Source organism: Streptomyces oceani (assembly GCF_001751245.1).
GTDB lineage: Bacteria > Actinomycetota > Actinomycetes > Streptomycetales > Streptomycetaceae > Streptomyces > Streptomyces oceani.
Window position 1 is genome coordinate 24,846 of the sequence record NZ_LJGU01000106.1, and the last position, 25,951, is coordinate 50,796.

The window sequence follows — 25,951 nt, forward strand, 5'->3', positions numbered from 1 at the left end:
CGGTGAGCCGTTCCGGGTCGAGCTGACCCCGCCCGGGGGTGCGGGTGACGGTGACAACCGCGGTGTTCCCATGACGAGTTGGGCGTACGGTCCGTCGGACGCGCGGCAGCGGGTGACCGGACCGGCGCTGGACTTCTGCCTGTTGGCCACCCAGCGCACGCACCGTGCGGACACCGCGTTGCGGGCGGACGGCGCGGAGGCGGAGCGCTGGCTGGGCCTGGTGCAGGCGTTCGCCGGCCCGTCCGGAGCCGGGCGGCAGCCTCGGGGCGTACGTGGCGCGGGCGGCGCGGGCCGATGACCTGCGGCGTGGACCAGCTGAACGTGCCGGATCCGCCGGTGCTGCGCGTCGGAAACGCCTCCGGCTTCTACGGCGACCGGTTCAGCGCCATGCGGGAGATGCTCGAGGGTGGCGAACTGGACGTCCTCACTGGCGACTACCTGGCCGAGCTGACCATGCTGATCCTCGGTCGGGACCGGATGCGCGACCCCGCGCTGGGATACGCCAGGACCTTCCCGCGGCAGCTTGAGGAGTGCCTGGGCCTGGTCGTGGACCGTGGGGTGCGGATCGTCACCAACGCCGGCGGGCTCAATCCGGCTGGCCTGGCCGACGCCGTACGCGAGTTGGCGGACCGTCTGGGTCTGCCGTTGCGGGTCGCGCAGGTGACCGGCGATGACCTGCTCGGCGAGAGCGAGGGCTGCCCAGCGGGGAGCAAGCCAGGGGAGAGCGAGGCCGGTTGGGGAACGGACGCGGTGTGCGTGCACGCCTACCTCGGCGGTGCCGGCATCGCCGAGTGCCTGCGGGCCGGTGCCGACGTGGTGGTGACCGGTCGAGTGACCGACGCCGCGCTGGTCAGCGGTGCCGCCGCCGCGCACTTCGGCTGGCCGCTGGACGGCGTGCCCGGGCCGGGACTGGATGCGCTCGCGGGCGCCGTGGTCGCCGGCCACGTCCTGGAGTGCGGGACCCAGGCGACCGGTGGCAACTACGCCTTCTTCCAGCGGGACGGCATCGACCTGCGCCACCCGCCGGGGTTCCCGCTCGCCGAACTGCACGCGGACGGCAGCGCGGTGATCACCAAGCACCCCGGCACCGGCGGCGCGGTGACCGTGGACACCGTCACCGCGCAACTGCTCTACGAGACGGACGGCGCCCGATACGCCGGGCCGGACGTGACCGCGCGGCTGGACTCGGTGCGGCTGACCGCGGATGTCGGTGCCGACGGCCCGGACCGGGTGTGGATCGACGGCGTACGCGGCGAACCGCCGCCACCCGCCCTGAAGGTGGGGGTCAGCCGGCTCGGCGGTTTCCGTAACGAGGTGTGCTTCGTGCTGACCGGGCTGGACATCGAGGCGAAGGCCGCGCTCGTACGCGACCAGATGGCACCGTGCCTCACCGGCACCGGCACCGGCACCGGCACCGGCACCGGATCGCCGGGGCGGCCCGGTCCGCCCGCCGAGGCGCGCTGGACGCTCGCCCGCACCGACCGGCCGGACGCGGGGACCCAGGAGGAGGCGAGCGCGCTGCTGCGACTGGTGGTGTGGGACCCGGACGAGGCGAAGGTCGGCCGGGCCGTCAGCACCGCCGCCACCCAGCTGGCGCTGGGCAGCGTCCCCGGCTTCCACGTCACCGCGCCACCCGGCAGGGGCGCGCCCTACGGGGTGTGCGAGACGGCGTACGTGCCCGCGGCCGAGGTGCCGCACACGGCCGTACTGCCGGACGGGCGCCGGCTGGCCGTGCCACCACCCGGCCGCAGCCAGCAGTTGGCACCCGTCGCGGAGCCTCCCGTACCGGCGCCACCCGCCCCGTACGGGCCGACCCGCCGCGTACCGCTGGGCACCCTCGCCGCCGCACGGAGCGGGGACAAGGGCGGCGACGCGAACCTCGGTGTGTGGGTGCGCGGCGACGCGGCCTGGCGCTGGCTGGCCGCCGAGCTGACCGTGCGCCGGCTGCGGGAACTGCTGCCGGAGGCCGCCGAACTGCCCGTGACCCGGCACCTGTTGCCGAACCTGCGCGCGGTCAACTTCGTGCTCGAGGGCCTCCTCGGCTCGGGAGTGGCCGCCCAGGCGCGCTTCGACCCGCAGGGGAAGGCCCTGGGGGAGTGGCTGCGGTCCAGGGAGCTGGAGATACCGGAGGAGCTGCTGTGACCGTCCCGCCCGCCCCGGCACCAGGACCCCCGCCGCCCCCGCCCCAGGCCCCGCCCCCGTACGAGGTCTCGCCCGCCCCGATCGTGGGTTCCGTCCCGGACACCGCCTCGCCCGAGTACGCCGAGAACCGGGCCGCCATGCTGGAGAAACTGGCCGAACTGACGGCCGAGCACGCGAAGGCGCTCGCGGGCGGCGGTGAGAAGTACGTCGAACGGCACCGCGGGCGTGGCAAGATGACGGCCCGCGAGCGGATCGAGGCGCTGCTCGACCCGGACACCCCGTTCCTCGAACTCTCCCCGCTGGCCGGCTGGGGCAGCGACTACCGGGTCGGCGCCTCGCTGGTGACCGGAATCGGGGTGGTCTCCGGGGTGGAGTGCCTGATCACCGCCAACGACCCGACCGTACGCGGCGGCGCCAGCAACCCCTGGACCCTGCGGAAGGCGCTGCGCGCCAACGAGATCGCCCGCGCCAACCGGCTGCCCTGCGTCAACCTGGTGGAGTCCGGGGGCGCGGACCTGCCCAGCCAGAAGGAGATCTTCATCCCGGGCGGCGCCCTCTTCCGGGACCTGACCCGGCTCTCCGAGGCCGGAATCCCCACCGTGGCCGTGGTGTTCGGGAACTCCACGGCCGGCGGCGCGTACGTCCCCGGCATGTCGGACCACGTCATCATGGTGCGGGAGGGCGCGAAGGTCTTCCTCGGCGGGCCGCCGCTGGTGCGGATGGCGACCGGCGAGGAGGCGGCGGAGGAGGACCTCGGCGGTGCCGACATGCACGCCCGTACCTCCGGCCTCGCCGACCACTTCGCGGTCGATGAACCGGACGCGCTGCGCCGGGCCCGTCGGGTGGTGGCGCGGCTCAACTGGCGCAAGGCACACGCCGATCCGCCGCCCGCGCCGCCGCCCCGGCACGACCCGGAGGAGCTGCTCGGCCTGGTGCCGCACGACCTGCGGGTGCCCTTCGACCCGCGCGAGGTGATCGCCCGGATCGTGGACGACTCGCGGTTCGACGAGTTCAAGCCGCTGTACGGGCCGAGCCTGGCGACCGGCTGGGCGAGCCTGCACGGCTATCCGCTCGGCATCCTGGCCAACGCGCAGGGCGTGCTCTACAGCGCGGAGTCGCAGAAGGCCGCGCAGTTCATCCAGTTGGCCAACCAGCGAGACATCCCGCTGCTCTTCCTGCACAACACCACCGGCTACATGGTCGGCGCGGAGTACGAGCAGGGCGGCATCATCAAGCACGGCGCCATGATGATCAACGCCGTGTCCAACTCCCGGGTCCCGCACCTGTCCGTCCTGCTGGGCGCGAGCTACGGCGCCGGGCACTACGGCATGTGCGGCCGGGCGTACGACCCGCGCTTCCTGTTCGCCTGGCCCAGCGCCAAGTCGGCCGTGATGGGGCCGCGCCAACTGGCGGGCGTGCTGTCCCTCGTGATGCGCGAGTCGGCGGCGGCGAAGGGGCAGCCGTACGACGAGGAGAACGACGCGGCGCTGCGCGCCATGGTGGAGGAGCAGATCGAGTCGGAGTCGCTTTCGATGTTCCTCTCCGGGCGGCTCTACGACGACGGCGTCATCGACCCGCGGGACACCCGCACCGTGCTGGGGCTGTGTCTCTCCGCCGTGCACACCGCGCCCGTCGCCGGTGCCAGGGGCGGCTACGGCGTCTTCCGGATGTGAGTGGCGTGAGCGGCGGGCGGTACGAGGGGTGCGGCGGGTGTGGGCGGTACGGCGGTACACGCGGTTCGGCGAGACAGGAAGGACGGTGAGGAAGCGGTGATCCGCTCCGTACTGGTGGCGAACCGTGGCGAGATAGCCCGCCGCGTCATCCGTGGCTGCCAGACTCTCGGGATCGACACGGTCGTGGTCTACGCGCCGGACGACGCCCACGCCCCGCACGTGCGGGAGGCGGACTCGGCGGTACGGCTGCCGGGTGTCGAACCAGCCGAGACGTACCTGTGCGGCGAGGCCCTGGTCGCGGCGGCGCTCGCGGCGGGCGCGGACGCCGTACACCCCGGCTACGGCTTTCTCGCCGAGAACCCCGGCTTCGCCCGCGCGGTCCGGGAGGCCGGGCTCCGGTGGATCGGCCCGCCCGCCGAGGCCATCGAGGCGATGGCGGACAAGACCCGAGCCAAGGAGCTGATGGCCGCCGCCCGGGTGCCGACACTGACCTCCGTACCAGCCGGGGACGCCACCAAGGAGCGACTGCCGCTGCTGGTCAAGGCGGCGGCCGGGGGAGGCGGCCGGGGCATGCGGATCGTGTCCGAACTCGCCGCGCTGCCCGCCGAGGTGGCCGCGGCGAGGGCGGAGGCGGCGGCGGTGTTCGGGGACGGGACGGTCTTCCTCGAGCCCTACGTCGCGCGGGCCCGGCATGTGGAGGTGCAGGTGCTGGCCGACGCGTACGGCCGGGTCTGGACCCTGGGCACCCGGGACTGCTCGCTGCAGCGCCGGCACCAGAAGGTGATCGAGGAGGCGCCGGCGCCCGGCCTGTCCGACCAGACCCGTACGGCGCTGGCCGAGGCCGCGACCCGGGCGGCCCGCGCGGTGGACTACCGGGGCGCCGGCACGGTGGAGTTCCTGGTCGCGGAGGACGGCCGGACGTACTTCCTGGAGATGAACACCCGCCTACAGGTGGAGCATCCGGTCACCGAGAGCGTGTACGGCCTGGACCTGGTCGCGCTCCAGCTCCGCCTCGCCGAGGACGAGCCGCTGCCCCCGGAGGCGCCGCCGCCGCACGGCCACGCCGTCGAGGCACGGCTGTGCGCGGAGGACCCGGCGCGGGACTGGGCGCCGCAGACCGGGACGCTGCACCGGCTCCGGGTGCCGGGCGCGGCGGAGTTCGCGCTGTCCGATCCCGCGTCGGCCGGGTCGGCCCCACGGCTGCGGCTGGACGCGGGGCTGGCGGACGGCGAACGGATCTCGGTGCGCTACGACCCGATGCTGGCCAAGGTCGTGGCCTGGGCGCCGAGTCGGGAGGCGGCGGTGCGTACGCTCGCCCGCGCGTTGGAACGGGCCACCGTGCACGGGCCGGTGACCAACCGGGATCTGCTGGTGCGCTCGCTGCGGCATCCGGACTTCCTGGCGGGGCGTGTGGACACGGGCTTCTATGACCGTTGGTTGGGCAGTCTGACGGAGGCGGAGCCGACCGTCGGTGGGGTGCAGGCGGAGCCGACCGTCGGTGGGGTGCAGGCGGAGCCGACCGTCGGTGGGGTGCAGGCGGAGCCGACCGTCGGTGGGGTGCCGGGGCCGGGTGAGCCGGCGGTAGGACCCGACGGCTGGGCGGCGCTCGCGGCCGCACTGGCGGACATGGCGAACCGTACCGCCGCCGGCCTTCCCTACGGCGTACGATCGCTCCCCGCACGCCTGGGCGGCTGGCGGAACGTCCCCGCCCAACCGCAGCACAAGCGCTACCGGGTCGAGCCGGGCGGTCGGGAGCACGCCGTCCGGTACCAGCTGACCCGGGACGGCCTGGCCGCCGAGGGTTTCCCCGGGGTGCGGCTGCTGTACGCCGACCCGGAGGCGGTGGTGCTGGAGAGCGGCGGGGTGCGCCGTACCTTCACCGTACGGAGCTACGGCCCCCACGGCGGCGCGGAGGCCGTGGGCGAGGACGTCGCCCGGCTCTTCGTCGACTCGCCCCTGGGCGGCTACGCCTGCACTCCTCTGCCGCGCTTCCCCGACCCCCAGGAGGAGACAGAGCCCGGGTCCCTGCTGGCCCGGACGCCCGGCACGGTGGTGCGGATCGCGGACGGGCTGGCGGTGGGGCACCCCGTCGTGGCGGGCGAGCCGCTGCTCTGGCTGGAGGCGATGAAGATGGAGCACCGGTGTACCGCGCCGCACGACGGGGTGCTCCGGGAGCTGCGTGCCGCGCCGGGCCAACGAGTGGAGGTGGGCACGGTGTTGGCGGTGATCGGCGCGCCCGCGCCCGAGTCCGCCGAGCCGGCGCCCGAATCCGCCGAGTCCCCCGCCTGACCGGGCGTACGGCCCCACCGCAGCGCACCCATCAGAGGACCCGAGGACTCACAGCACCCCACCCCGAGCACCCGGAGGAGATCCCATGAGCAGCCACACCCTCGCCGGCGACCTGTTGGAGACCCCCGAACAGCGGGACCTGCGCGCCGCGGTCGCACAGCTCGGCAGCCGCTACGGCCGGAGCTACTTCACCGAGACGGTGGACGCCGGCAACCACCCCGAGGCCCTGTGGGCGGACGCGGCCAAGGCCGGCTACCTCGGCGTCAACCTGCCCGAGGAGCACGGCGGTGGCGGCGCCGGCATCACCGAACTGTCCATCGTGCTGGAGGAGCTGGGCGGCGCCGGCTGCCCGCTGCTGATGCTCATCGTGTCGCCGGCCATCTGCGGCACGGTCATCGCCCGCTTCGGCACCGACGCACAACGCCGACGCTGGCTGCCCCCGCTCGCCGACGGCAGCCGCACCATGGCCTTCGGCATCACCGAGCCGGACGCCGGCTCCAACTCGCACCGCATCACCACCACCGCCCGCCGCGCCGGCGGGGACTGGCTGCTCACCGGGCGCAAGGTGTTCGTATCCGGCGTGGACCGCGCGGAGGAGACGCTGATCGTGGGGCGTACGGAGGACGAGCGTACGGGGCAGCTGAAGCCCTGCCTGTTCGTCGTGCCCCGGGACGCCGCCGGCTTCGCCCACCACCGCATCGACATGGAGCTGCACGCTCCGGAGAAGCAGTTCGAACTCGTGCTGGACGAGGTGCGGTTGCCGGCCGAGGCGCTCGTCGGGGACGAGGACGCCGGGCTGTCCCAGCTGTTCGCGGGGCTGAACCCGGAGCGGATCATGACGGCCGCCTTCGCGCTCGGCATGGCGCGGTACGCCGTCTCCCGGGCTGTCGACTACGCGTGCGAGCGACAGGTGTGGAAGGCGCCCATCGGCGCCCACCAGGCCATCGCGCACCCGCTCGCGCGGTCGCACGTGGAGATCGAACTGGCCCGGCTGATGACCCAGAAGGCCGCCCGGCTCTATGACGCCCGGGACGACGTCGGTGCCGGGGAGGCCGCGAACATGGCGAAGTACGCCGCCGGTGAGGCCGCCGCGCGGGCCGTCGACCAGGCGGTGCACACGCTCGGCGGCAACGGCCTCACCCGGGAGTACGGGTTGGCCTCCCTGGTGACGGCGGCTCGGGTGGCCCGTATCGCGCCGGTCAGCCGCGAGATGATCCTGAACTACATCTCGCACCAGAGTCTCGGGCTGCCGAAGTCCTACTGAGCCGTGGCCGCCCGGCCTCCCCGCCACCAGCCCAGTCCTGCCGCACATCCCGAACAGCCGCTGTCCGTACGGCTCCACGGAGGGAACCCTCGATGTCCGACACTCCGCGCACCACGCCCCGTACGGACACCGTGGCCGACGCACCGGCAACCGCACCGGCCGACGCGGCACCGGCGCCGCTGGTGCGCGTCACGTACGGCCTCGAGCCCGGGATCACCACCCTCACGCTGGACTCGCCGGCGAACCGGAACGCGCTGTCCCGCCGGTTGGTCGCGGAACTGTACGCGGCGCTGGACGCCGCCGAACGACACGAGCCGACCCGCGCGGTGCTGCTCGGCCACACCGGCGGCACGTTCTGCGCGGGCGCCGACCTGTCCGAGGCCAGCACCGCCGTCACTAGCGGCGAGCCGGCCACGAGCAGCGAAGCAGCCGACGCCGGCAGCCCGCACGGGCTGGCCCGGCTGCTGCGCCGGGTGGTCGCCTTCCGCAAGCCGGTGGTCGCTCGGGTCGAGGGGCACGTACGGGCTGGCGGCACCGGCCTGTTGGGCGCCTGCGACATCTCGGTCGCCGGGCCGGGCGCCACCTTCGCCTTCACCGAGGCCCGGCTCGGCCTGGCGCCCGCCGTCATCTCGCTGCCGCTGCTGCCGCGTCTCGACCCCCGCGCGGCCAGCCGCTACTTCCTCACCGGAGAACGCTTCGACGCCGCCGAGGCCGCCCGGATCGGCCTGGTCACGCTGGCCGCGCCGGACCCGGACGCGGCGCTGGCAGGCGTACTCGACGGGCTGCGGCGCGGCTCTCCGCAGGGCCTGGCCGAGTCCAAGGCGCTGGTCACCGCGGAGCTGCTGCGCGCCTTCGACCGGCAGACCGATAGCCTCGCAGCGCTGTCCACGCGGCTCTTCGCCTCCGCGGAGGCACGCGAGGGCATGACCGCGTTTCTCGAGCGACGGGACCCGGAATGGCTGAGCTGACCGTACGCGGTGCCGCCCCCAAGCAGGACCGCAGCCGCGCCACCCGGCGACGGCTGCTGGAGGCCGCCGTGACCTGCCTGGCCGAACACGGCTGGACGGGCAGTACGGTGACCGTGGTGGCCGAGCGCGCCGGCGTCTCCCGGGGCGCGGCGCAGCACCACTTCCCCACCCGGGAGGAACTCTTCACCGCCGCCGTCGAGTACGTCGCCGAGCAGCGCTCGGCGGTGCTGCGGGACCTGCCCGGCACGGCCAGCACGCACGCGGTGGTGGAGCTGGTGGTGGGGCTCTACACCGGTCCGCTGTTCCGCGCCGCGCTGCAACTGTGGGTCGCCGCCTCCCACGAACCGCAACTGGGCCCGAGGGTCGCCGCCCTGGAGGCCCGGATCGGGCGCGAGACGCACCGTATGACGCTGGAGTTGCTGCACGCCGACGAGGCCACCCCGGGCGTACGCGAGACCGTGCAGGGGCTGCTGGACATGGCCCGCGGGCTGGGCCTGGCCAACCTGCTCAGCGACGACAGCGCGCGCCGCGGCCGGGTGGTGGCGCAGTGGGCGCGGCTGGTGGACGAGGCGCTGGCCGGCTGACCGNCGCTCGCGGGTCAGCGCACCCGGTCGGCGTACCCGGCCAGCTCACGCGGGTCGCGGGCACTCGGGCCGACGTACCGCGCCGAGGGGCGCACCAGCCGCCCGGTCCGCTTCTGCTCCAGGATGTGCGCCGACCAGCCGGCCGTACGGGCACAGGTGAACATCGCCGTGAACATGTGCGCCGGCACCTGCGCGAAGTCCAGCACGATCGCCGCCCAGAACTCCACGTTGGTCGCCAGCACCCGGTCCGGCCGCCGCTCGTGCAGCTCCGCCAGCGCCGCCTCCTCCAGTGCCTGGGCCACCTCGAAGCGCGGCGCGGCCAGTTCCTTCGCCGTGCGCCGCAGTACCCGGGCCCGGGGGTCCTCCGCCCGGTAGACCCGGTGGCCGAAGCCCATCAGCCGCTCGCCCTGGTCGAGTTGCCGCTTGACGTACGCGCGCGCGTCGCCCGTACGCTCGATCTCCTCGATCATGCCGAGCACCCGCGAGGGGGCGCCGCCGTGCAGCGGACCGGACATGGCGCCGACCGCGCCGGACAGCGAGGCGGCGACGTCCGCGCCGGTCGAGGCGACGACCCGGGCGGTGAAGGTGGAGGCGTTCATGCCGTGCTCGGCGGCGGAGGTCCAGTAGGCGTCCACGGCCGCGACGTGCTTGGGGTCGGGATCGCCGCGCCAGCGCCGCATGAAGCGTTCGACGATGGTGTCCGCCTTGTCGATCTCCCGCTGCGGCACCATCGGCAGGCCCTGGCCCCGCGCGGACTGGGCGACGTACGACAGCGCCATCACCGCGGCGCGCGCCAGGTCGTCGCGCGCCTGTGCCTCGTCGATGTCCAGCAGCGGACGCAGGCCCCACACCGGCGCCAGCATCGCGAGCGCGGACTGCACGTCGACCCGTATGTCGCCGGAGTGCACGGGCAGCGGGAACGGCTCGGCGGGCGGCAGCCCGGGGTCGAAACCGCCGTCCACCAGCAGGCCCCAGACGTTCCCGTAGGACACCTTGCCGACCAGGTCCTCGATGTCCACGCCGCGGTAGCGGAGGGCGCCGCCCTCCTTGTCGGGTTCGGCGATCTCCGTCTCGAACGCGACGACTCCCTCGAGTCCGGGTACGAAGTCGGACATCAGGCGGCTCCCTCGTGATGATGCCGGTGGGTTCGCACCGGCGGTGACGGCTTCGACCAGGTCAGGTCGGATTCCGGAACAGGGTCGGGCGGGAGTGCCGGAACGGTTCTGCGCCGCTTCCGCCGGCCGTCCGGCGGCCGAGGTCAGCGGTGCTGCCGGTAGCCGTGGTCGGTGGTGGTGCGGACAGGTCCCGTGGTCCGGTCGTGTCCCGTGCGCTGGTGATCGTCCAGCTCGGCCGAACGGACACGATAGCGCGCGCGGTCCGCCCACCACAGAGGCGGGAGAGCGATTTCGGATGGTTCGCCGGCTGCCGGGAACGGGTGACAAGCGGCACACCGGGGGAATCCCGAGGTACTGGTGTGCGCAGCGGGAACAGTGGGAAAACTACCGCGTCGCGAAGCGGTTGTTGGGACAGGATGAGCGTGTGCCACATGCCGATGATGCCCAAGCCCAGGCCCGCGCGCACGCGGGCAGCCCCAGCCTCGACCCGGCCGGGATGCGCGCCCACTACCGCGCACGCGGCCTCGCCGAGGAGGAGCTGTCGCCCGCACCGTACGAGCAGTTCTCCCGCTGGTTCGAGGAAGCCGCGGAGAGCGGGCTGCACGAGCCGAACGCCATGGTGCTCTCCACCGTCGACGAGACCGGCCGACCCAGCTCCCGTACGGTCCTGCTGAAGCAGTACGACGAGCGCGGCTTCGTCTTCTTCACCAACTACGGCTCCCGGAAGGGCCAGGACATCGCGGCGAACCCGTTCGTCTCGCTGCTCTTCCCCTGGCACGGAGTGGCGCGGCAGGTGATCGTGGCGGGGCGCGCGGACCGTATCGGACGGGAGGAGAGCCGGGCGTACTTCCGCGACCGGCCGCACGGTTCGCAGCTGGGCGCCTGGGCCAGCGAGCAGTCCTCCCGGATCGCCTCCCGGGCCGAGCTGGACCGGATGTACGCGGAACTGGCGGAGCGCTATCCGGAGGGCACTGAGGTGCCGGCCCCGCCGTGCTGGGGCGGTTTCCGGGTGGTCGCCGAGTCGGTGGAGTTCTGGCAGGGTCGGGAGAACCGGCTGCACGACCGGCTGCGCTACGTCCGTACGGACGACGACGCCTGGACCGTCAACCGCCTGTGCCCATAAAGAAAGCAGCCCGCGGGCTGCTCCCCACCGCCGGTGGCGGAGGGGCGCCGGTCGGACGAGTCCGACGGGCCCGCGGGCTGGGTGACTGCTTGGGATTGGCCGGCGACGCCGGCGTCACGCTGTGACGACGGCCGTCAGGCCGCAGCCACCTCACGCGTCCGGTTGTTGTACATCTGGCCGAACCACCTCCCTTCTCGTGTACTTCGCACGCTAGGCACCCGCTCGTCCGCATGCAAGCGAATTTCGGCACGGCAACGATTTGTACGAATCGGGTGTGCGCTGCGTCACGTTGGCGTTGAATGACCGTGCGTGCCGCAGAGTCGCGGCACGTGGCGTCAGTTGGGGGTGCCAGGTGGCTGCGCAGTCCGAGACCCACTCCGCGCACTCCGCCTCGGGCGGCGAGACGGAGGCCACGGCCGCGGGCGGGGGACGTCCGGACGCGGGCGGCCACGTCGGGACCGCGGGCGCCGGTGGCGAGGTCGGTGACGCGGTCACCGTCGCCAGCGACGGGCTGTTGCTCGCCACCCTGCTGGACGGCATGGACGCGGCGCTCTGCGCCTTCGACGCGGACGGTGTGGTCACCCACTGGAACAGCGAGGCGGAGCGACTGCTGGGCTGGACCCGGCAGGACGCGGTGGGTCGACGGGGCCTGTCCGGTTGGGTGGCGTTACCAGCCGACGCGGCGGATGTGGAGTCCCGACTGTTCGACGTACGCCACGGGCGGGGCCGCCAGGTGCACGACTTCCCGCTGGTGACCAAGGACGGCGGCCGGGTGCTGGTGCGTGGGCAGACCTCCCGGGTGACCGACTCGGAGGGCGCCTCGGCGGGCGTGTACTGCGCGTTCACGGACGCGTACGCACAGGTGGACCTGGAGCGGTCCATCGCGCTGAGCGGGGCGTTGCTCGAGGAGGCTCCCTGGGGGGTGGTCCTGGTGGACGCCGACCTGCGCCCGGCGTCCGTCAACGCGTACGCGGCGCGCGCCCTGGGTGGTTCTCGGACGAGCCTGCTGGGCCAGCCCCTGGGCGAACTGCTGGCGCACGGCGTGGACGAGTTGGAGGGCGCGATCCAGCACGTGCTCGCGCAGGGGCAGCCGCCGGGGCCGACCGAGACGTGGGTGACGCTCCGTCCACGGCTTCGTGGCGTGGCCGACTGGGAAACCGCTGGTGGCGGCGACTCGTTGACGGCGGGGCCGGCGGGAGCGACGGAGCAGGACGGGAGTGACCCGAACCGCCGGTGTTGGCGCAGTGCCTTCCTGCGGCTCGCCTCACCGATGGGCGAGCCGCCGACGCCGCTGGGGGTGGCCTGGCTGTTCCAGGACGTCACCGAGACGCGGCGCGCGGAGGCGCAGTCGGCGCGCCGGCGCTTCCGGGACAACCAACTGCAGCGAGCGGCTCGCGCAGCCTCGGAGTGCGTCGATCCGATGGAAGCGGCCACCGTGCACCTGGACTTCGCGCTCGCGGGCTTCGCGGAGCACGCGCTGCTGGACCTGGCGGTGCCGGAGTCGCCGGGCGGGGCGCATCGCTCGTCCACCCCGTTGGTGCGGGCGGCGGCCACGCCCGCGTCCGTGCCGGACCTGTGCCCGCCCGCGGGGGCTGAGGTGTGGAGCGCCGTTCCGGTGGGTTACGGCGCGAGCCATCCGGCGGTGCGGGCGTACGAGTCGGGTGGTTCGGTTCGTACGAGCGTCGGCGGGGCGACGCCGCCGGCCGCCGCGGTCGGGGGGCGGCTCGGCGCCGAGGGCTCGCCCGTGGTCACCGCACGCTGGGCGGCGGCGCGGAAGTGGCCCCCCGAGACGGTGCACGGCCTGTGTGTGGTGCTGCGCAGCCGGGGGCGCACGCTGGGTGTCGTGACGTTCCTGCGTGGCGTGCACCGGCGACGCTTCGACCGCTCGGACGCGGCCTACGCCGAGGACGTCGCCGTACGGGTCGCGGCGGCGGTCGACCTGGCGCGCCAGGAGTCGTCCCGGCGCTGAGCGCGGGGCTCAGAAGCTCGGGGGAGTGACGGTCCAGACGCTGACGGCCGGGACGTCGCCGGGGTTCGCGTAGCGATGCGGGAGGCTGGAGTCGAAGCTGACGGCGTCGCCGGCGCCGAGCCGGTAGTGGACCTCCTCGACCCAGTAGTCCAGTTCCCCGCTGATCATGAGGCCCACCTCCTCACCGGCGTGGGCGTGCGGCCGGTCGCCGGAGGAGGCACCGGGGGCGACCTCCATCAGCATCATTTCGAGGCGGCCTCGTGGATTGGGGTTGAGGAGTTCGTAGCGGACGTCGTCATTGCCCGTACGGGCGATGGTGACGCGCTGATCGGGACGGGTCAGGAAGCGGTGCTCGGCCTCGAAGGTGCGGAAGATCTGGCTGAGGGAGACGTTCAGCGCGTCCAGGATGGTGCGCAGGGTGCTGATGGTGGGGCTGTTCCGGTTGTGCTCGACGTTGCTGAGGTAGCTGCGGGAGAGGCCGGTGGCCTGCGCGAGTGCCTCCAGGGTGAGGCCACGCGCGACGCGTGCGGCGCGGATGTGGCGCCCCAGGTCCTCGTCCCGGGCGGGTGCGGAGCCCGGGCTGCCGTCGTCGATGGCCGTCATCTGTCCCGCTCGTCTCCCGCGCTCGATGGATTCCGCAGCCCCGTGCCCGTACGGCGCCCGGCCCGTATCGCGCCTCACCGCGGCCGCTACGGGCACCGCGCTCTGGCTCTTCCGGCCAGGTTAGTGCTCGCGGGCGGGGCGCGGCACGGAACGCACGACGGTCCGCCGTGCGGGATGGTTGCCAGCGATGGCCACTATCGTGGACATTGAGACGACGATAGTGGTCGAAGTGCTGCGGCTCCGGGGGGCTCGGCTACGCCCACCGGAACAGGAGAGTCCTATGGCGCATGACGAGCGTGAGAAGTATCTGATCCGCTATGCCGGGGACTTCGCCCCCTTCGTGGTGGACGAGGCCGCGGGCGCCTGGGTGACCACCACGGACGGCCAGCGCATCCTGGACTTCACCTCCGGCCAGATCAGTTCGACCCTCGGACACAACCACCCGCGGATCGTCGAGGCCGTCGAGCGCTCGTTGCGCGAGGTCATCCACCTCAACTCGTGGATGGTGAACGAGGACGTCCTGGAGCTGGCCCGCCGACTCGCGGAGCTGCTCCCCGAACCGCTGCTGCGTTCCATGCTGTTGAACGTCGGCTCCGAGACCAACGAGGTCGCCCTCCGGCTCGCGAAGGCGTACACCGGCAAGTTCGAGATGGTGGGACTGACCCGCAGCTTCCATGGTCTGCTGGCCGGCACGAACTCGTTGACCTTCTCGATGGGGCATCGGGGCTACGGCCCACTGGTGCCCGGCAGTTTCGCGATCCCCGCGCCGTACGAGTACCGCTGCCCGATCCGGCACTGCGAGAACGCCTGCGACAAGCTGTGCCTGGACGTCGGCTTCGAGACCGTCGACCAGGCGTCGGTGGGCTCGCTGGCCGGGATGGTGATGGAGCCGGTGCTGTCGACCGGCGGCATCATCCCGCTCCCGGACGGCTACATGGAGGCGGCGAAGCAGAAGTGCGAGGAGCGCGACATGCTGCTGATCGTCGACGAGGCGCAGACCGGTTTCGGCCGGGTGGGGTCGATGTTCGCCTTCGAGCAGGACGGCGTGGTGCCGGACATCCTGACGGTGTCCAAGACGCTGGGCGGCGGCGTACCGCTGGGCGCGACGATCACCAGCGCGGAGATCGAGGACCGGTGCCGGGAGGCGGGGTTCCTGCACCTCACCACGCACGTGGCCGACCCGATGCCGGCGGCGGCCGGGCTCGCGGTGCTCGACGTGATCGAGGAGGAGGAACTCGTCGCCCGTGCCGCGCGGATGGGGGAGTACCTCTTCGCCCAGCTGCACGCCCTGCGGGAGCGGCACGAGGAGATCGGTGACGTACGCGGCCGGGGCCTGCTGGTGGGGCTGGAACTGGTCACCGACCGGGACACGAAGGAGCCGGCCAGCGAGTTGGGCGCCGCCGTGACGGCCGAGTGCCTGCGGCTGGGGCTGTCCATGAACATCGTCAAGGGGGACGGCTCGCAGACCAACTGCCTGCGGCTGGCGCCGCCGTTGGTCATCACGCGGGACGAGATCGACACCGCCGTCAGCATCCTGGACCAGGCCATCACGAACTGCCGGGACCAGCTCGCTGGCCGGCGTGTGCTCCAGTCGAACGCTGCCCCGGCGCCGGTCGCCGAGTAGCGGCTTCGGGTCGCGACCGTCCGCGACAGTGACCAGGCGGGGGCTACGACACGGCCCGCGACACGGCCCGCGACATGGGCCTACGAGCGGGACGAGGTGTCGGCGACACCCAGCAGCGGCAGCCACACCTCGTCCACGATCTCGACGATCGACTCCTCCGGCACGGTGCTCATCGTCATCAGCATGTCGCAGCGCACCAGGTCGAACGGCAGGTTCACCACGCGGGGCGGGCGCGGCACGTCGGGCAGTTCGCCGCGTTCGACCGCGCGCCCGACGATCTCCTCGAAGCCGGTCGTCCGCCCCGGCGTACGGAGGGCGTCGCGCAGCTCGTCCAGGCTCGTGCCGGCCTCCCGGAAGTGGTCCATCAGCTGCACGCTGACCAGCGTGGCCATCCGCGCGCGCAGCGCGTTGGCCGCGCGCAGGAACTCGATCGCGTCGGTGCGGAGGTCGCCGGTGTCGGGCACGGCGAGTGGCCGCCAGTACTTCCGCAGCGTGGCCAGCAGCAGGTCGTCCCGCTGTGGCCAGCGCCGGTAGAGCACCGGCCGGCTGGTGCCGGCACGGGCGGCCACGGCCTCGTACGTGAAGCCGGGATAGCCGCGCTCGACCAGCACGTCCCAGGCGGCGGTGAGGATCGCGTCCTCCAGTGCGCGGCCCCGTCGGCGACGCGAGCCGACGGTACGGGCGTTCGCGCTGCCCGTACGGCCGTCCGCGTTGTTGCCCGTACGGCCGTCCGCGTCGCCGTCGGTCGCCTCGCGCGCGCCCTCGGCGCGTTCGGGCTTTGGATTCATTTGCGTATCTTATCGCGGCGCCCTAGCGTGGGCGCGGTTAGATACACTCACGTATCCTAAGGCGGCAGTGATGTTCGACGTCATCATCGTCGGCGGTGGACCCGCTGGCCTCTTCCTGGCCTGCGAGCTCCGCCTCGCGGGGGCGCGTCCCCTGGTGCTGGAACGACGACCGGAGGCAGACCCCGCGGACAAGGCACACGGCCTCGCCGGCCAGGCCGTACGACTGCTGGACCACCGCGGGCTCTTCGAGCGTTGCGGAGGCCGGGGAGCGCCGGAGCCCGCGCCCGGCTTCTACTTCGGCGGGCTGCCGCTCCCGCTGCACACGCTCGGCGAGGAGAACCCGATGTATCTCCTGCCGGTCAACCAACGCGACCTGGAACGCGTGTTGGCCGAGCGCGCGGCCGAACTCGGCGCCGAGGTCCGGCGAGGCCACGAGGCGTTCTCGATCAGCCAGACGGAGAGCCGGGTCGAGGTCGTGGCCCGGGAACCGGAAGGCACCGAGACCACCCTCGCCGCCCGCTATCTCGTGGGTTGCGACGGCGCCCGCAGCTTCGTGCGCAAGCAGGCGGGCATCGGCTTCCCCGGGGAACACGACGAGCACGTCGTCGACCGGTCCGCACTGGTCGGGCCGAGCGCGCACGTCCGACCCGCGCCCGGGGGACGTCTCGTGATCGACGGTCTCGGCGAGATCCCGACCGCCTTCCACCGTACGGACCGGGGCGTCTTCACCCTCCTCGCGCACGACCCGGAGCGGCCACTGATCAACACGGTCGAGTGGGAGGACCGGCCGGCCGGCGACTCCCCGGGGCCGGGCGCGCCGATGACCCTGGACGAGATGGCGGACAGCGTCGAACGGGTCCTCGGCGTGCGCCTGCCCCTGAGCCCGCCGCCGGAGGGCGCACCCACGCTGCTACGCCGACTGTGCGGCCGGAACTTCCGGCTCGCCGACCACTACCGCGTGGGTCGGGTCCTCCTCGCCGGTGACGCCGCACACGTGAGCCACGGGCCGACGCTGAACGCGGCACTGCACGACGTCGCCAACCTCGCCTGGAAACTCGCCGCCACCCTGCGGGATTGGGCCCCGGCGGACCTCCTGGACAGCTACGAGCGCGAACGCCGCGCGAGTGGCGCACGCGTGCTCCTGCACACCCGCGCCCAGGCCGCCCTGTTGGCACCCGGAAGCGGGGTCACCGCGCTGCGCCAGATCCTCGGGGAACTCCTGGGCCGTACCGAGAACACGCGCCTGGTCGCCGCCCTGACGGCCGGCGCCGACATCCGCCACGACCTGGGCGGTGAGCGGGGAGGTGACCTGGATGGTGAGCTGGGCGGTAACCACGGCCGCGACCTGGGGCCCGACCCGGACACGGAGCAACCCGCCGCGCTCACCGGCTGGTTCGTACCGCCCGTGCGGTTGACCACCGGCGACGGACGCACCCGGCGCCTCGCCGAACTACTGCGCGACGCCCGCCCGCTGCTGCTCGACCTCACCGGTGGGGACGCCCTCGCCGGCGTCGCGGAGCCCTGGTACGACCGGGTGCGCCACGTGACCGCGACCGCCGAGCACGCCCCGGCGCCGGCGCTGCTCGTCCGGCCCGACGGCTACGTCGCCTGGGCGGGCGACGAGCCCGACGGCCTGAAGTCGGTCCTCACCCGCTGGTTCAGTTCGGACTGAGGGTTTACCGAGCGGCCGGTGGGCGTGCCGTACGGCCGCCCGCGCAGGTCCGTCCCCGCGGCTCAGGCCGTGCTGCCGAGCTGCTGCCAGGGCACGTTGAGGTGTACGTCGATCAGCATGTCCAGCATGGACTGGAGCTTCTCCGGGGTGAGTTCGCCGTGCCGCACGGCGAAGAGGTGTCCCTGCTCGAAGCCGATGACGCTCTCCGCCGCCCGTCCGTCCCGTGCCAGCGCCTGGGTCAGCCCGGGATGCAGCACGGCGCGGGCGAAGCCCTGGTGCTCGCTGCTGACGTGGAAGGCGGCGTCGAAGGCGGGATCGTCGATCTGCAGGTCCCGCTTGAGGAAGGTGGTGCTGGAGATGCCGGAGGGGGCCAGTTGCAGGCGGGGGCCGGGCACCGGCCGTTCGACGTAGACGACCGCCAGCCGCTGCATGGTGGTGCGCATCGGGGAGGGCGGGCGGGCGACCTGTGCGGCCTGGAAGGCCATGCCCCGGTGCTGCCCGGCGAACTGCCCCTGCACGTTCAGCGAGGCGGTGCCCGTCGCCTCGTACAGAATCCAGGTCTTCTGGGTGATCCGCCGGTCGGGCTGGACCTGTTGCCATCCCCGCTGTTGGCAGTAGGCCGCGACCTGCCCGAGGTTGGCGACGGCCCTCTTGCGCAGTCTGGCGCCGACCAGGACGCCGAGGACGGGAAGGCCCAGGATGAGGACCAGGGCTATGGGGACGATGGCTTCCATACGATGTCTCTCCCGCGGTGGTACCAGCCACCACCCGTACCACGCGACGAGGGTGCGCGGGCCGGCGTTCACCAGGTCGGCACATCGTCCGCCGGATTCCGTCGCCGGTGGTCAGGCCCCGTAGAAGATCCGGTCCGCGTGGTCGCTGAGCACCCGGGCGTTCCACTCGTGGCCGCCGTCGACGTTGCCGGAGCGCAGCAGGGGCGGCTCCAGGCCCCGGGACCGCAGCTCGCCGACCGTCTCGGCAACCATGGCCTGGATCAGCGCGCTGGTCACGACCGTCGAGGCGGGGGCGAACGGCGCGGGGATGCCGGGGGTGGTGAGTTCCGCGTCGCCGACCGGGACGTGGTTGTCCAGCACGACCTCGCAGTGGTCCACCAGGAAGCTGCCCGAGGAATGCCGTGAGGTCGTCTCCCGGGCGTACGCGGTGGAGGTCAGTCCGATCACCCGCAGTCCACGGGCGCGCGCCGTCATGGCCATCTCCACGGGCAGTTCGTTGCGCCCGGACAGCGAGATGACGATCAGCACGTCGCCGGAGCGGGCCGGGCTGGCGTCGAGCACCGTGCTCGCCAGCCCGCTGACCCTTTCGAGTGCGCTGCCGAGGGTGGCGGGCCGGACGTCGACCCCGACGAGGCCCGGCACCGACAGCAGGTTGAACACCGCCAGGCCGCCGGCGCGGTAGACGACGTCCTGGGCGGGCAGCGCGGAGTGGCCGGCGCCGAAGACGAAGAGCCGGGCGCCCCGTTCGACGGCGTCCCCGAGGATGCCGGCGGCGGTTCGTACGCCGCCGTGCTCCGTCCGTCGTACCTCGGTCAGTAGGCGGATGGCCGCGTCGAGGTAGTCCCCGCCGAGGTCCTGCGGAGCCGTCTGGGCGTCCTGAGCCATGGCCTTGGCCTCCGGTCGGTGTGTGTACGGACGACTGCCGAGCGTCCGCGATCACGGTGAGGTCTGGACCAGTGCGCTGTCAATACGGCGTGCGTCGATGGCGCCCCGGTTGTCGGCGGCATGCGTCAGAATTGGGTCCGGGGCCAGAGCACGAGCCGATGAGGGGCACGCATGTCCGGACTGATCGACACCACGGAGATGTATCTCCGCACCATCCTGGAGCTGGAGGAGGAAGGCGTGGTGCCCATGCGGGCCCGGATCGCCGAGCGACTGGACCAGAGCGGCCCGACGGTGAGCCAGACGGTCGCGCGGATGGAGCGGGACGGCCTGGTGCACGTCGCGGGCGACCGGCACTTGGAGCTGACCGATGAGGGACGTCGGCTGGCGACCCGGGTGATGCGGAAGCACCGGCTGGCCGAGTGCCTGCTGGTCGACGTCATCGGACTGGAGTGGGAGCAGGTGCACGCGGAGGCGTGCCGCTGGGAGCACGTCATGAGCGAGGCCGTCGAGCGTCGGGTGCTCGAACTGCTGCGGCACCCCACGGAGTCGCCGTACGGCAATCCCATCCCCGGCCTTGAGGAGTTGGGCGAGCGGTCGGAGGCGGACCCGTTCCTGGACGCCGGCATGGTGAGTCTGTCCTCGCTGCGTCCCGGGGCGGACGGCATGACGGTGGTGGTGCGTCGGATCGGGGAGCCGATCCAGGCGGACGCGCAGTTGATGTACACGCTGCGTCGGGCCGGGGTGCAGCCCGGCGCGGTGCTGAGCGTGTCCACCGGCGCGGCTGGTGGGGTGCAGGTGGGCAGCGGTGGAGAGGCGGCCGAGTTGGAGCCGGACACCGCGACCCATGTCTTCGTGGCCCAGCGCTGAGCGGGCGGAGGAGACGGCACGCTGAACCGGCCCCGGGTGTCCGGGCGTTCGCCGGGTGGTCTGGGCGTTCGCCGGGTGGGCGTTCCGGGTTGCCCGGCGGCTCGGGCTGCGGGCGTCCGGTGGTCCGGTCAAATGGCGTCCAACGCCCGGGCATGGGACGGGAGTTGCCTGAAAGGCAAGCGTTCGCGACCACATTGTGTCACCCTTGGTGTACGCCGGGGAGCGGGCGGGAGGGGGTGTCGACGCGGGTGCGCCCTGGGGCCCGGCGGGGCGCACCACCGTGGATTGGTCGGTGGCGTCCGGTGTGTGCGGTCTTGTCGGCGACTCGTCGGCGGCGCGGCTGCGGGCGCTGGTGGCGGGAGAGTTGGGGCTCCGACCTCCCGATCCGCCGGAGCCCCGCCTCCCCCTCGCCCCCGTGGCGATCCGGAGCCCCGAGCTCTCAGGATCGGCCCCCGGGTGGCTGTCTGCCCCGGGCGAGCCCGGCCTACCCCTGGGCAAGGTCACTCGAAAGAGGGGTGTTGGTGGGAAACCGGCATGTTCGAATATGGGTTCGATAGTGTGCTGTAGCGGTCAGACGGAGTGGGGGTGCCAGACGCATGGTGCGACGTATCGACGTAGCCGGGCCCGGCGGAATCCAGCTCGCGGCATGGGAGTTCGCGGACCCGCCGAAGGGCGACCGGTGCAGAGTCCGGACGGAGCCCCCGAGTCGTCCGGAGCACCAGCCCGAGACCTCCGAGGGGGTTCCAGGCAAGCCGCCCGGAGTGCTGTTGCTGCACGGACTGATGGGGCGGGCGGCACACTGGGCCGAGACCTCCCGCTGGCTGTCCGCGCGCTATCACGCCATCGGCCTCGACCAGCGCGGGCACGGCCGTAGCGACAAGCCCGTCGACGCCGACTATGACCGCGCGGCGTACGTCGCCGATGCCGAGGCCGCCATCGAGGCGCTCGACCTCGCCCCGCTCGCCCTCGTAGGCCACTCCATGGGAGCGCTGACCGCCTGGCAACTCGCCGCCAAACGCCCGGACCTGGTGCAGGCGCTGGTCATCTGCGACATGCGGGCCTCGGCCCTGGGGGAGCGGTCCCAGCAGGAGTGGGCCGCCTGGTTCGCGTCCTGGCCGGTGCCGTTCGCGACGCTCGGAGACGTGCGCCGGTGGTTCGGCGAGGGAGACCCCACGCTGGAGCGGCCTCGGCCGTCCCGCGGCGAGTTCTTCGCCGAGGTGATGACCGAGGAGACGGACGGTTGGCGTCCGGCCTTCTCCCCCGAGCAGATGCTGGAGTCCCGGGAGACCTGGGTCCATGACGCGCACTGGGACGAGTTGGCGCAGGTGCAGTGCCCGACGCTGGTGGTTCGGGGCATCGACGGGGAGCTGGGGCGGGCCGAGGCGCAGGAGATGGTTCGGGTGCTGCCCCGCGGAATCTACGCGGAGGTGCCGGACGCCGGTCACCTCGTCCATTACGACCAGCCGGAGGGCTGGCGCCGAGTCGTCGAGCCCTTTCTGCAGGCCGCGCTTCCGCCCGTGGGTTGACCACCCGGGGCCCGCTGGTTGGTATGCCCGCGCACGCCCGCTGGGTGCGTACGCCCCTCTCGACCGGGTGGCGTACGGACGCGGCCCCTCCACCCCTCCGGGAAGCACGGGCACGGCCGTAGGCTGAACGGGACCCGGCTGGCGGGCGTGCGTGGTGCGACGGGCCGCCGGCAGCGAGAGGAACGTGGGAAGGTGCCGCGCGATGAAAGCAGAGCAGCAGGAGGACGCGGCCCCGGCCGGCCTGGACGGTGAGGCCGTGGCCGCCGCCCCGCACGTGCGGCAGGCCGTGGAGATCCGGGGACTGTGGAAGCAGTTCGGGGAGCGGATCGCCGTCAGCGGCATCGACCTGGACATCCCGGCCGGCCAGTTCGTCGGTCTCGTCGGGCCGAACGGCGCGGGCAAGACCACCACTCTCTCCATGGTCACCGGCTTGTTGCGGCCCGACTCGGGCACGGTCCGGATCGTCGGTCACGACGTGTGGCGGGACCCCGTCGCCGTCAAGTCCCGGATCGGGGTGCTGCCCGAGGGCCTGCGGCTCTTCGAGCGGTTGTCCGGACGCGAACTCCTCACCTACATGGGTGCGTTGCGCGGCCTGCCGGACGAGGAGACGGAGCGCCGCGCGAGCCAGCTGCTCGACGTGCTGGACCTCGGCAGCGCCCAGCACAAGCTCGTCATCGACTACTCCACCGGCATGCGCAAGAAGATCGGCCTGGCGACCGCGCTGCTGCACAACCCGGAAGTGCTGTTCCTGGACGAGCCGTTCGAAGGGGTCGATCCGGTCTCCGCCCAGACCATTCGCGGCGTGCTGGAGAGATACACCAACTCGGGCGCGACGGTCGTCTTCTCCAGCCATGTGATGGAGCTGGTCGAGTCGCTGTGCGACTGGGTCGCCGTGCTGGCCACCGGGAAGATCCGCGCACGGGGCAGCCTCGACGAGGTCCGCGGCGACGCCCCGTCGCTACAGGACGCCTTCCTGGAACTGGTCGGTGCCGGCGGCCGTGCGGGCTCCGGCGACAGCCTCGACTGGCTGGACGGCGGTGGGGCCCGGTGAGCGGCACCTCCCATCCCCCACACGCGGCAGGGGCCGCTGAACCCGCAGGCCCCGTAGGCGCCGCAGGTCCGGCAGCCCCCACCCAACACCCGCACGGTACGGGCACCGCCGACCTCCCGCGGCCCCCGGCCGACCCTGCACCGCCGGCCGCTCCGGCCACCGCGCCGACCGCGATCTTCGTACGGCTGAAGCTCGCCCTCCTGCGCAACGGCCTGCGCCAATCCACCGGCCGCAAGGCCGTCTTCGTCACCGCCATCGTGCTGGCGCTGCTGTTCGGCGTTCTGCAACTGCTCGGCCTGCTCCTGCTGCGCGGCCACGAGCACGTCGAGGCGGTGGTGCTGCCGGTCGCCGCGCTGCTCGCGCTCGGCTGGGCCGTGATGCCCCTGTTCTTCCCCGGCGGGGACGAGACCCTGGACCCGACGCGCCTCGCCATGCTGCCGCTGCGTCCCCGTTCCATGGTGGTCGCGCTGCTCAGCGCCTCGCTGGTGGGCATCGGCCCGGTCTTCACGCTGCTGCTGCTATGCGGCGCGGTCCTCGCTGTCGCGCACGGCACGCCGAGCGTCGTGGTCGCGCTGCTGGCGTTGCCGCTGGCCCTCCTGACCTGCCTGGCGCTGGCCCGCGCCGTCGCCACCGCCAACATCCGGCTGCTCACCAGCCGCAAGGGACGCGACCTGGCGGTGCTGAGCGGCCTGCTCATCGCGATCGGCGCGCAGTTCCTGAACATCGGCATGCAGAAGCTCGCCGAGCCGGACGGGCTCTCCGTGCTCGAGCCGGCCGCCGAGGTGCTGCGCTGGCTGCCGCCCTCCTCCGCCGTGTCCGCCGTACACTCCACGGCGGAGGGATCGTACGCCCCCGCGCTGGCCCAACTCGCGATCTCCGCCGCCGCGCTGGCCGGCGCCCTGTGGTGGTGGCAGCGCACCCTGCGGCGGCTGATGACGAGTCCGGACGCCTCGACCCTGCCAGCCGCCGAGGAAGCCCCGAAGCCCCGTCGGCGCGTGGCCGGGCTGGCCGCGCTGCTGCCCGCCGGGCGTACGGGCGCGGTCATGGAGCGGACCCTGCGGTACGCCTGGCGGGACCCGAAGACCAAGGTCGGCTGGGCCTCCGGGCTCGGCGTCGGCATCCTTCTGCCGGTCGTCATGGCGATTCAGGGGAACGCCAGCCCGTACCAGAGCTGCTGGGCCGCCGGCCTGCTCGGCGTGCAGCTGTACAACCAGTTCGGGCAGGACAGTTCGGGCTTCTGGCTGGTGGCCTCCACCACCGCCTCGGCCCGGGACGCCTATGTCGAGTTGCGGGCCCGGATGCTGGCCGTCGCGCTGGTCGCGGTGCCGTACGTCACGGCGATCACGGTGACCTCCGCGTTCCTGACGGGCAGCCCCGGCATGTTGCCGGAGGTGCTCGGCCTGGCCCTGGGGCTGCTCGGGGTGCTGCTGGCCACCGGCGTGGCCTCGTCGGTGTACGCGCCCTACTCCATCCCGCAGGAGAGCGGGAAGAACGTCGCGCCGGGGCAGGGCTCGCTGGCGGCCATCAGCATCCTCCTCGGGATGCTGGCCGGCGCGGTGTTGTGCGCACCGCTGATCGCCGCGATCGTCTGGCTGCGCACCACCGGGGCGCACGAACTGTTGTGGCTCGTGCTGCCGTTCGGCGTCGGGTACGGCTTCGTGGCGTGCGTGCTCGCGCTGCGGCTGTTCGCGCCGCGCCTGGTGACCCGGCTGCCGGAGGTGCTGACGGCGGTCACCCGCGGCTGATCCGGCCGGTGGCGGGGTCCGCCTGGCGGCGGACGCAGGCCGTACGGGGCGGTCCGAAGGCGCCCCTGGCCGACGCGGCCCGGCTCCCTGGACCTCAACCCTCAGTGCCCTCGGGCCGCGGCCGCCTCCCGGCCGCAGGCGTACGCGAGCGGCGGGAGGATCGACCGAGCCTGCGGTAGCCAGTGGTCGGCCGCGGTGGGCGGGTTGACCCAGCGCCGGTCCGCCCAGCGCGGGTTGACCCAGCGCACCGAGCCACGTCCGCCGACCTGGGTGGGTGGCGCGCCGACCCAGGCGCCCTCGCCGAGCGTGTACAGGTTGAGCGCGCCCGGCGCCCAGCCGAGCCCGCGGAGCATCCCCGGCACCTCGGCCTCCGCCCCGGGCTGTACGAGAAACAGCATCCGACCGTCCGGCGTGTTCATCACCGGACCCGGCGGCACCCCCAGCCGCTCCATGCGTACCGCCGCGAGACACCCCGCGCTCTCCGGCACGTCGATCACGTCGAAGGCGTGACCGGTCGGCAGCAGTACGGACGCCCCGGGCCGCTGCGACCACAGGCGGCGTACGACCGTGGCGTCGCTGGTGACCTCGTTCGCCCAGCGTGGCCCCGCGGGATGGGCGCCCGGCTGCGGGCAGTCGACGTGTCCGCAACTGCACCGGAGGATGCCGGCGCGGGACTCCAGCCACGTGCCGGGGAGGACCTCCCAGTGCCGTTCCGTCGCGTAGCGCAGCGCGTAGGCGAGCGGTGACTCGTCCTCGCTCCGAGTCGGTGGCTGGGTGGTGACTTCGATGACATCTTCCACGCACCGCACAACTGCGCGTGGCTGGCCTGGTTACGGCTCTCGGCGGTTCGACGAGCGACAACGTTCCAGCAGTGCGGGGGAGATGGCCCAGCGGCACGCTCCGTCCGTAATGGGTGTTGTGCGCTTCTCAGGGCGAGAAGTGCCGCACGGGGGCTTTGAGGGGAATGCGGCGTCCGGCGGGTTTCCCTCTTTCGGGGGCGTGGTCGACAGTACGAGCGACCCGGTAGCGTGAGCCGGTGGTTTCGACAGTCAGGCGATCGAGGAGTCCCCGTGACAACGCACAGCGGAGGCGGGCAGGACGACCAATCCCCGTATGAGGGTGTCGTGCTGCCGGCGAGCGGCGAGTCGTGGACCCCGGAACAGCAGCGGCAGGTCGCCTCCACGCCCCAGCCGGCCCAGGGGCAGCCCTGGGGCCAGCCGTGGGGGCCGGACTCGGAATCGGGCCCTCCGACGGCCGAGCCGTCCGCCCAGCCTGCCGAAGCAGCTCAGCCCCCGGTGCCGCCCGGACCGCCCGCGGTGCCGTCGACGC

20 protein-coding genes and 2 pseudogenes are annotated in these 25,951 nt (G+C 73.1%); 16 read left to right on the forward strand and 6 right to left on the reverse strand.

All coding sequences use genetic code 11. The features are described 5' to 3' along the window. From AN216_RS04515 to AN216_RS04545, 7 genes and pseudogenes are all read left to right on the forward strand, one after another. Window positions 1-298 (forward strand): annotated as a pseudogene (locus AN216_RS04515) (hypothetical protein); the annotation flags it as partial. 89 nt (window positions 299-387) lie between these two features. After that, the gene (locus tag AN216_RS04520) at window positions 388-2,142 is read left to right on the forward strand and encodes an acyclic terpene utilization AtuA family protein (RefSeq protein ID WP_244502317.1); all 1,755 of its coding nucleotides are present in this window, start codon (window positions 388-390) and stop codon (window positions 2,140-2,142) included. A gap of 80 nt (window positions 2,143-2,222) precedes the next feature. After that, a complete protein-coding gene (locus AN216_RS04525) occupies window positions 2,223-3,815 on the forward strand; it encodes an acyl-CoA carboxylase subunit beta (RefSeq protein ID WP_070195298.1) in 1,593 nt (530 codons plus the stop codon). A gap of 96 nt (window positions 3,816-3,911) precedes the next feature. Then, a complete protein-coding gene (locus AN216_RS26455) occupies window positions 3,912-6,104 on the forward strand; it encodes an ATP-binding protein (protein WP_079166253.1) in 2,193 nt (730 codons plus the stop codon). An 85-nt stretch (window positions 6,105-6,189) separates the two neighbouring features. Then, window positions 6,190-7,368, forward strand: coding sequence for an acyl-CoA dehydrogenase family protein (locus AN216_RS04535; protein ID WP_070195283.1), 1,179 nt, complete (start codon window positions 6,190-6,192; stop codon window positions 7,366-7,368). A 131-nt stretch (window positions 7,369-7,499) separates the two neighbouring features. Then, window positions 7,500-8,336, forward strand: a complete 837-nt coding sequence (locus AN216_RS04540) for an enoyl-CoA hydratase family protein (RefSeq protein ID WP_070195299.1) — start codon at window positions 7,500-7,502, stop codon at window positions 8,334-8,336. Then, complete coding sequence (locus AN216_RS04545; RefSeq protein ID WP_070195284.1) at window positions 8,324-8,920, forward strand: TetR/AcrR family transcriptional regulator; 597 nt, start codon at window positions 8,324-8,326, stop codon at window positions 8,918-8,920. The genes AN216_RS04540 and AN216_RS04545 overlap by 13 nt, the downstream gene beginning before the upstream one ends. A gap of 14 nt (window positions 8,921-8,934) precedes the next feature. On the opposite strand, the gene AN216_RS04550 is transcribed toward AN216_RS04545, so the two are convergent. Further along, window positions 8,935-10,035: a citrate synthase 2 gene (locus AN216_RS04550; protein WP_070195285.1), complete on the reverse strand. Its 1,101-nt coding sequence runs from the start codon at window positions 10,033-10,035 to the stop codon at window positions 8,935-8,937. 496 nt (window positions 10,036-10,531) lie between these two features. Between AN216_RS04550 and pdxH the strand changes: the two genes are divergently transcribed. Together pdxH and AN216_RS04560 are read left to right on the forward strand one after the other, a co-directional pair. Further along, the gene (gene pdxH / locus AN216_RS04555) at window positions 10,532-11,158 is read left to right on the forward strand and encodes a pyridoxamine 5'-phosphate oxidase (RefSeq protein ID WP_070195286.1); all 627 of its coding nucleotides are present in this window, start codon (window positions 10,532-10,534) and stop codon (window positions 11,156-11,158) included. Between the two features lie 352 nt (window positions 11,159-11,510). Then, on the forward strand, window positions 11,511-13,127 hold the full coding sequence (locus AN216_RS04560; protein WP_079166248.1) for a PAS domain-containing protein: 1,617 nt from the start codon (window positions 11,511-11,513) through the stop codon (window positions 13,125-13,127). 9 nt (window positions 13,128-13,136) lie between these two features. On the opposite strand, the gene AN216_RS04565 is transcribed toward AN216_RS04560, so the two are convergent. Next, entirely contained in the window at window positions 13,137-13,730 is a 594-nt protein-coding gene (locus AN216_RS04565) for a helix-turn-helix domain-containing protein (protein WP_070195287.1), read from the reverse strand. 280 nt (window positions 13,731-14,010) lie between these two features. On the opposite strand from AN216_RS04565, the gene AN216_RS04570 reads away from it, so the two are divergent. Further along, window positions 14,011-15,354, forward strand: a complete 1,344-nt coding sequence (locus tag AN216_RS04570) for an aspartate aminotransferase family protein (protein ID WP_070195288.1) — start codon at window positions 14,011-14,013, stop codon at window positions 15,352-15,354. An 80-nt stretch (window positions 15,355-15,434) separates the two neighbouring features. Here AN216_RS04570 and AN216_RS04575 read toward each other — a convergent pair whose 3' ends face one another. Next, complete coding sequence (locus AN216_RS04575) at window positions 15,435-16,142, reverse strand: TetR/AcrR family transcriptional regulator (RefSeq protein ID WP_079166249.1); 708 nt, start codon at window positions 16,140-16,142, stop codon at window positions 15,435-15,437. Window positions 16,143-16,212: 70 nt separating this feature from the next. On the opposite strand from AN216_RS04575, the gene AN216_RS04580 reads away from it, so the two are divergent. Next, on the forward strand, window positions 16,213-17,814 hold the full coding sequence (locus AN216_RS04580) for an FAD-dependent monooxygenase (protein ID WP_070195289.1): 1,602 nt from the start codon (window positions 16,213-16,215) through the stop codon (window positions 17,812-17,814). A gap of 62 nt (window positions 17,815-17,876) precedes the next feature. Here AN216_RS04580 and AN216_RS04585 read toward each other — a convergent pair whose 3' ends face one another. Beyond that, window positions 17,877-18,548, reverse strand: a complete 672-nt coding sequence (locus AN216_RS04585) for a hypothetical protein (RefSeq protein ID WP_070195290.1) — start codon at window positions 18,546-18,548, stop codon at window positions 17,877-17,879. A gap of 111 nt (window positions 18,549-18,659) precedes the next feature. Beyond that, window positions 18,660-19,433 (reverse strand): SIS domain-containing protein, encoded by a 774-nt coding sequence (locus AN216_RS04590; RefSeq protein ID WP_070195291.1) that lies wholly within the window; start codon window positions 19,431-19,433, stop codon window positions 18,660-18,662. A 171-nt stretch (window positions 19,434-19,604) separates the two neighbouring features. Between AN216_RS04590 and AN216_RS04595 the strand changes: the two genes are divergently transcribed. The 4 genes from AN216_RS04595 to AN216_RS04610 all read left to right on the forward strand — a co-directional run bounded on the left by AN216_RS04595 (window position 19,605) and on the right by AN216_RS04610 (window position 24,622). After that, on the forward strand, window positions 19,605-20,300 hold the full coding sequence (locus AN216_RS04595) for an iron-dependent transcriptional repressor DtxR (protein WP_070195292.1): 696 nt from the start codon (window positions 19,605-19,607) through the stop codon (window positions 20,298-20,300). Window positions 20,301-20,896: 596 nt separating this feature from the next. Then, window positions 20,897-21,826, forward strand: coding sequence for an alpha/beta fold hydrolase (locus AN216_RS04600; protein ID WP_070195293.1), 930 nt, complete (start codon window positions 20,897-20,899; stop codon window positions 21,824-21,826). A gap of 202 nt (window positions 21,827-22,028) precedes the next feature. Then, entirely contained in the window at window positions 22,029-22,877 is an 849-nt protein-coding gene (locus AN216_RS04605; protein ID WP_070195294.1) for an ABC transporter ATP-binding protein, read from the forward strand. Then, window positions 22,874-24,622, forward strand: coding sequence for a transporter (locus AN216_RS04610; protein WP_420855688.1), 1,749 nt, complete (start codon window positions 22,874-22,876; stop codon window positions 24,620-24,622). Before AN216_RS04605 ends, AN216_RS04610 begins: the two co-directional genes overlap by 4 nt. Before the next feature lie 101 nt (window positions 24,623-24,723). Here AN216_RS04610 and AN216_RS04615 read toward each other — a convergent pair whose 3' ends face one another. Continuing rightward, window positions 24,724-25,422 carry a bifunctional DNA primase/polymerase gene (locus AN216_RS04615; RefSeq protein ID WP_070195295.1) on the reverse strand — a complete coding sequence of 233 codons (699 nt, stop codon included), beginning with the start codon at window positions 25,420-25,422 and terminating at the stop codon, window positions 24,724-24,726. Between the two features lie 270 nt (window positions 25,423-25,692). Between AN216_RS04615 and AN216_RS29560 the strand changes: the two are divergent. Next, window positions 25,693-25,951, forward strand: a pseudogene (locus AN216_RS29560) (hypothetical protein); the annotation flags it as partial.

What these genes read in the sequence shown, in the direction of transcription:
- AN216_RS04575 (WP_079166249.1), bottom strand. Translation starts at nt 16,142, where the DNA reads ATGAATCCAAAGCCCGAACGCGCCGAGGGCGCGCGCGAGGCGACCGAC.
- AN216_RS04520 (WP_244502317.1), top strand. Translation starts at nt 388, where the DNA reads ATGCGGGAGATGCTCGAGGGTGGCGAACTGGACGTCCTCACTGGCGAC.
- AN216_RS04580 (WP_070195289.1), top strand. Translation starts at nt 16,213, where the DNA reads ATGTTCGACGTCATCATCGTCGGCGGTGGACCCGCTGGCCTCTTCCTG.
- AN216_RS04590 (WP_070195291.1), bottom strand. Translation starts at nt 19,433, where the DNA reads ATGGCTCAGGACGCCCAGACGGCTCCGCAGGACCTCGGCGGGGACTAC.
- pdxH (WP_070195286.1), top strand. Translation starts at nt 10,532, where the DNA reads ATGCGCGCCCACTACCGCGCACGCGGCCTCGCCGAGGAGGAGCTGTCG.
- AN216_RS04595 (WP_070195292.1), top strand. Translation starts at nt 19,605, where the DNA reads ATGTCCGGACTGATCGACACCACGGAGATGTATCTCCGCACCATCCTG.
- AN216_RS04570 (WP_070195288.1), top strand. Translation starts at nt 14,011, where the DNA reads ATGGCGCATGACGAGCGTGAGAAGTATCTGATCCGCTATGCCGGGGAC.
- AN216_RS04545 (WP_070195284.1), top strand. Translation starts at nt 8,324, where the DNA reads ATGGCTGAGCTGACCGTACGCGGTGCCGCCCCCAAGCAGGACCGCAGC.
- AN216_RS04550 (WP_070195285.1), bottom strand. Translation starts at nt 10,035, where the DNA reads ATGTCCGACTTCGTACCCGGACTCGAGGGAGTCGTCGCGTTCGAGACG.
- AN216_RS04605 (WP_070195294.1), top strand. Translation starts at nt 22,029, where the DNA reads ATGAAAGCAGAGCAGCAGGAGGACGCGGCCCCGGCCGGCCTGGACGGT.
- AN216_RS04535 (WP_070195283.1), top strand. Translation starts at nt 6,190, where the DNA reads ATGAGCAGCCACACCCTCGCCGGCGACCTGTTGGAGACCCCCGAACAG.
- AN216_RS04600 (WP_070195293.1), top strand. Translation starts at nt 20,897, where the DNA reads ATGGTGCGACGTATCGACGTAGCCGGGCCCGGCGGAATCCAGCTCGCG.
- AN216_RS04565 (WP_070195287.1), bottom strand. Translation starts at nt 13,730, where the DNA reads ATGACGGCCATCGACGACGGCAGCCCGGGCTCCGCACCCGCCCGGGAC.
- AN216_RS04585 (WP_070195290.1), bottom strand. Translation starts at nt 18,548, where the DNA reads ATGGAAGCCATCGTCCCCATAGCCCTGGTCCTCATCCTGGGCCTTCCC.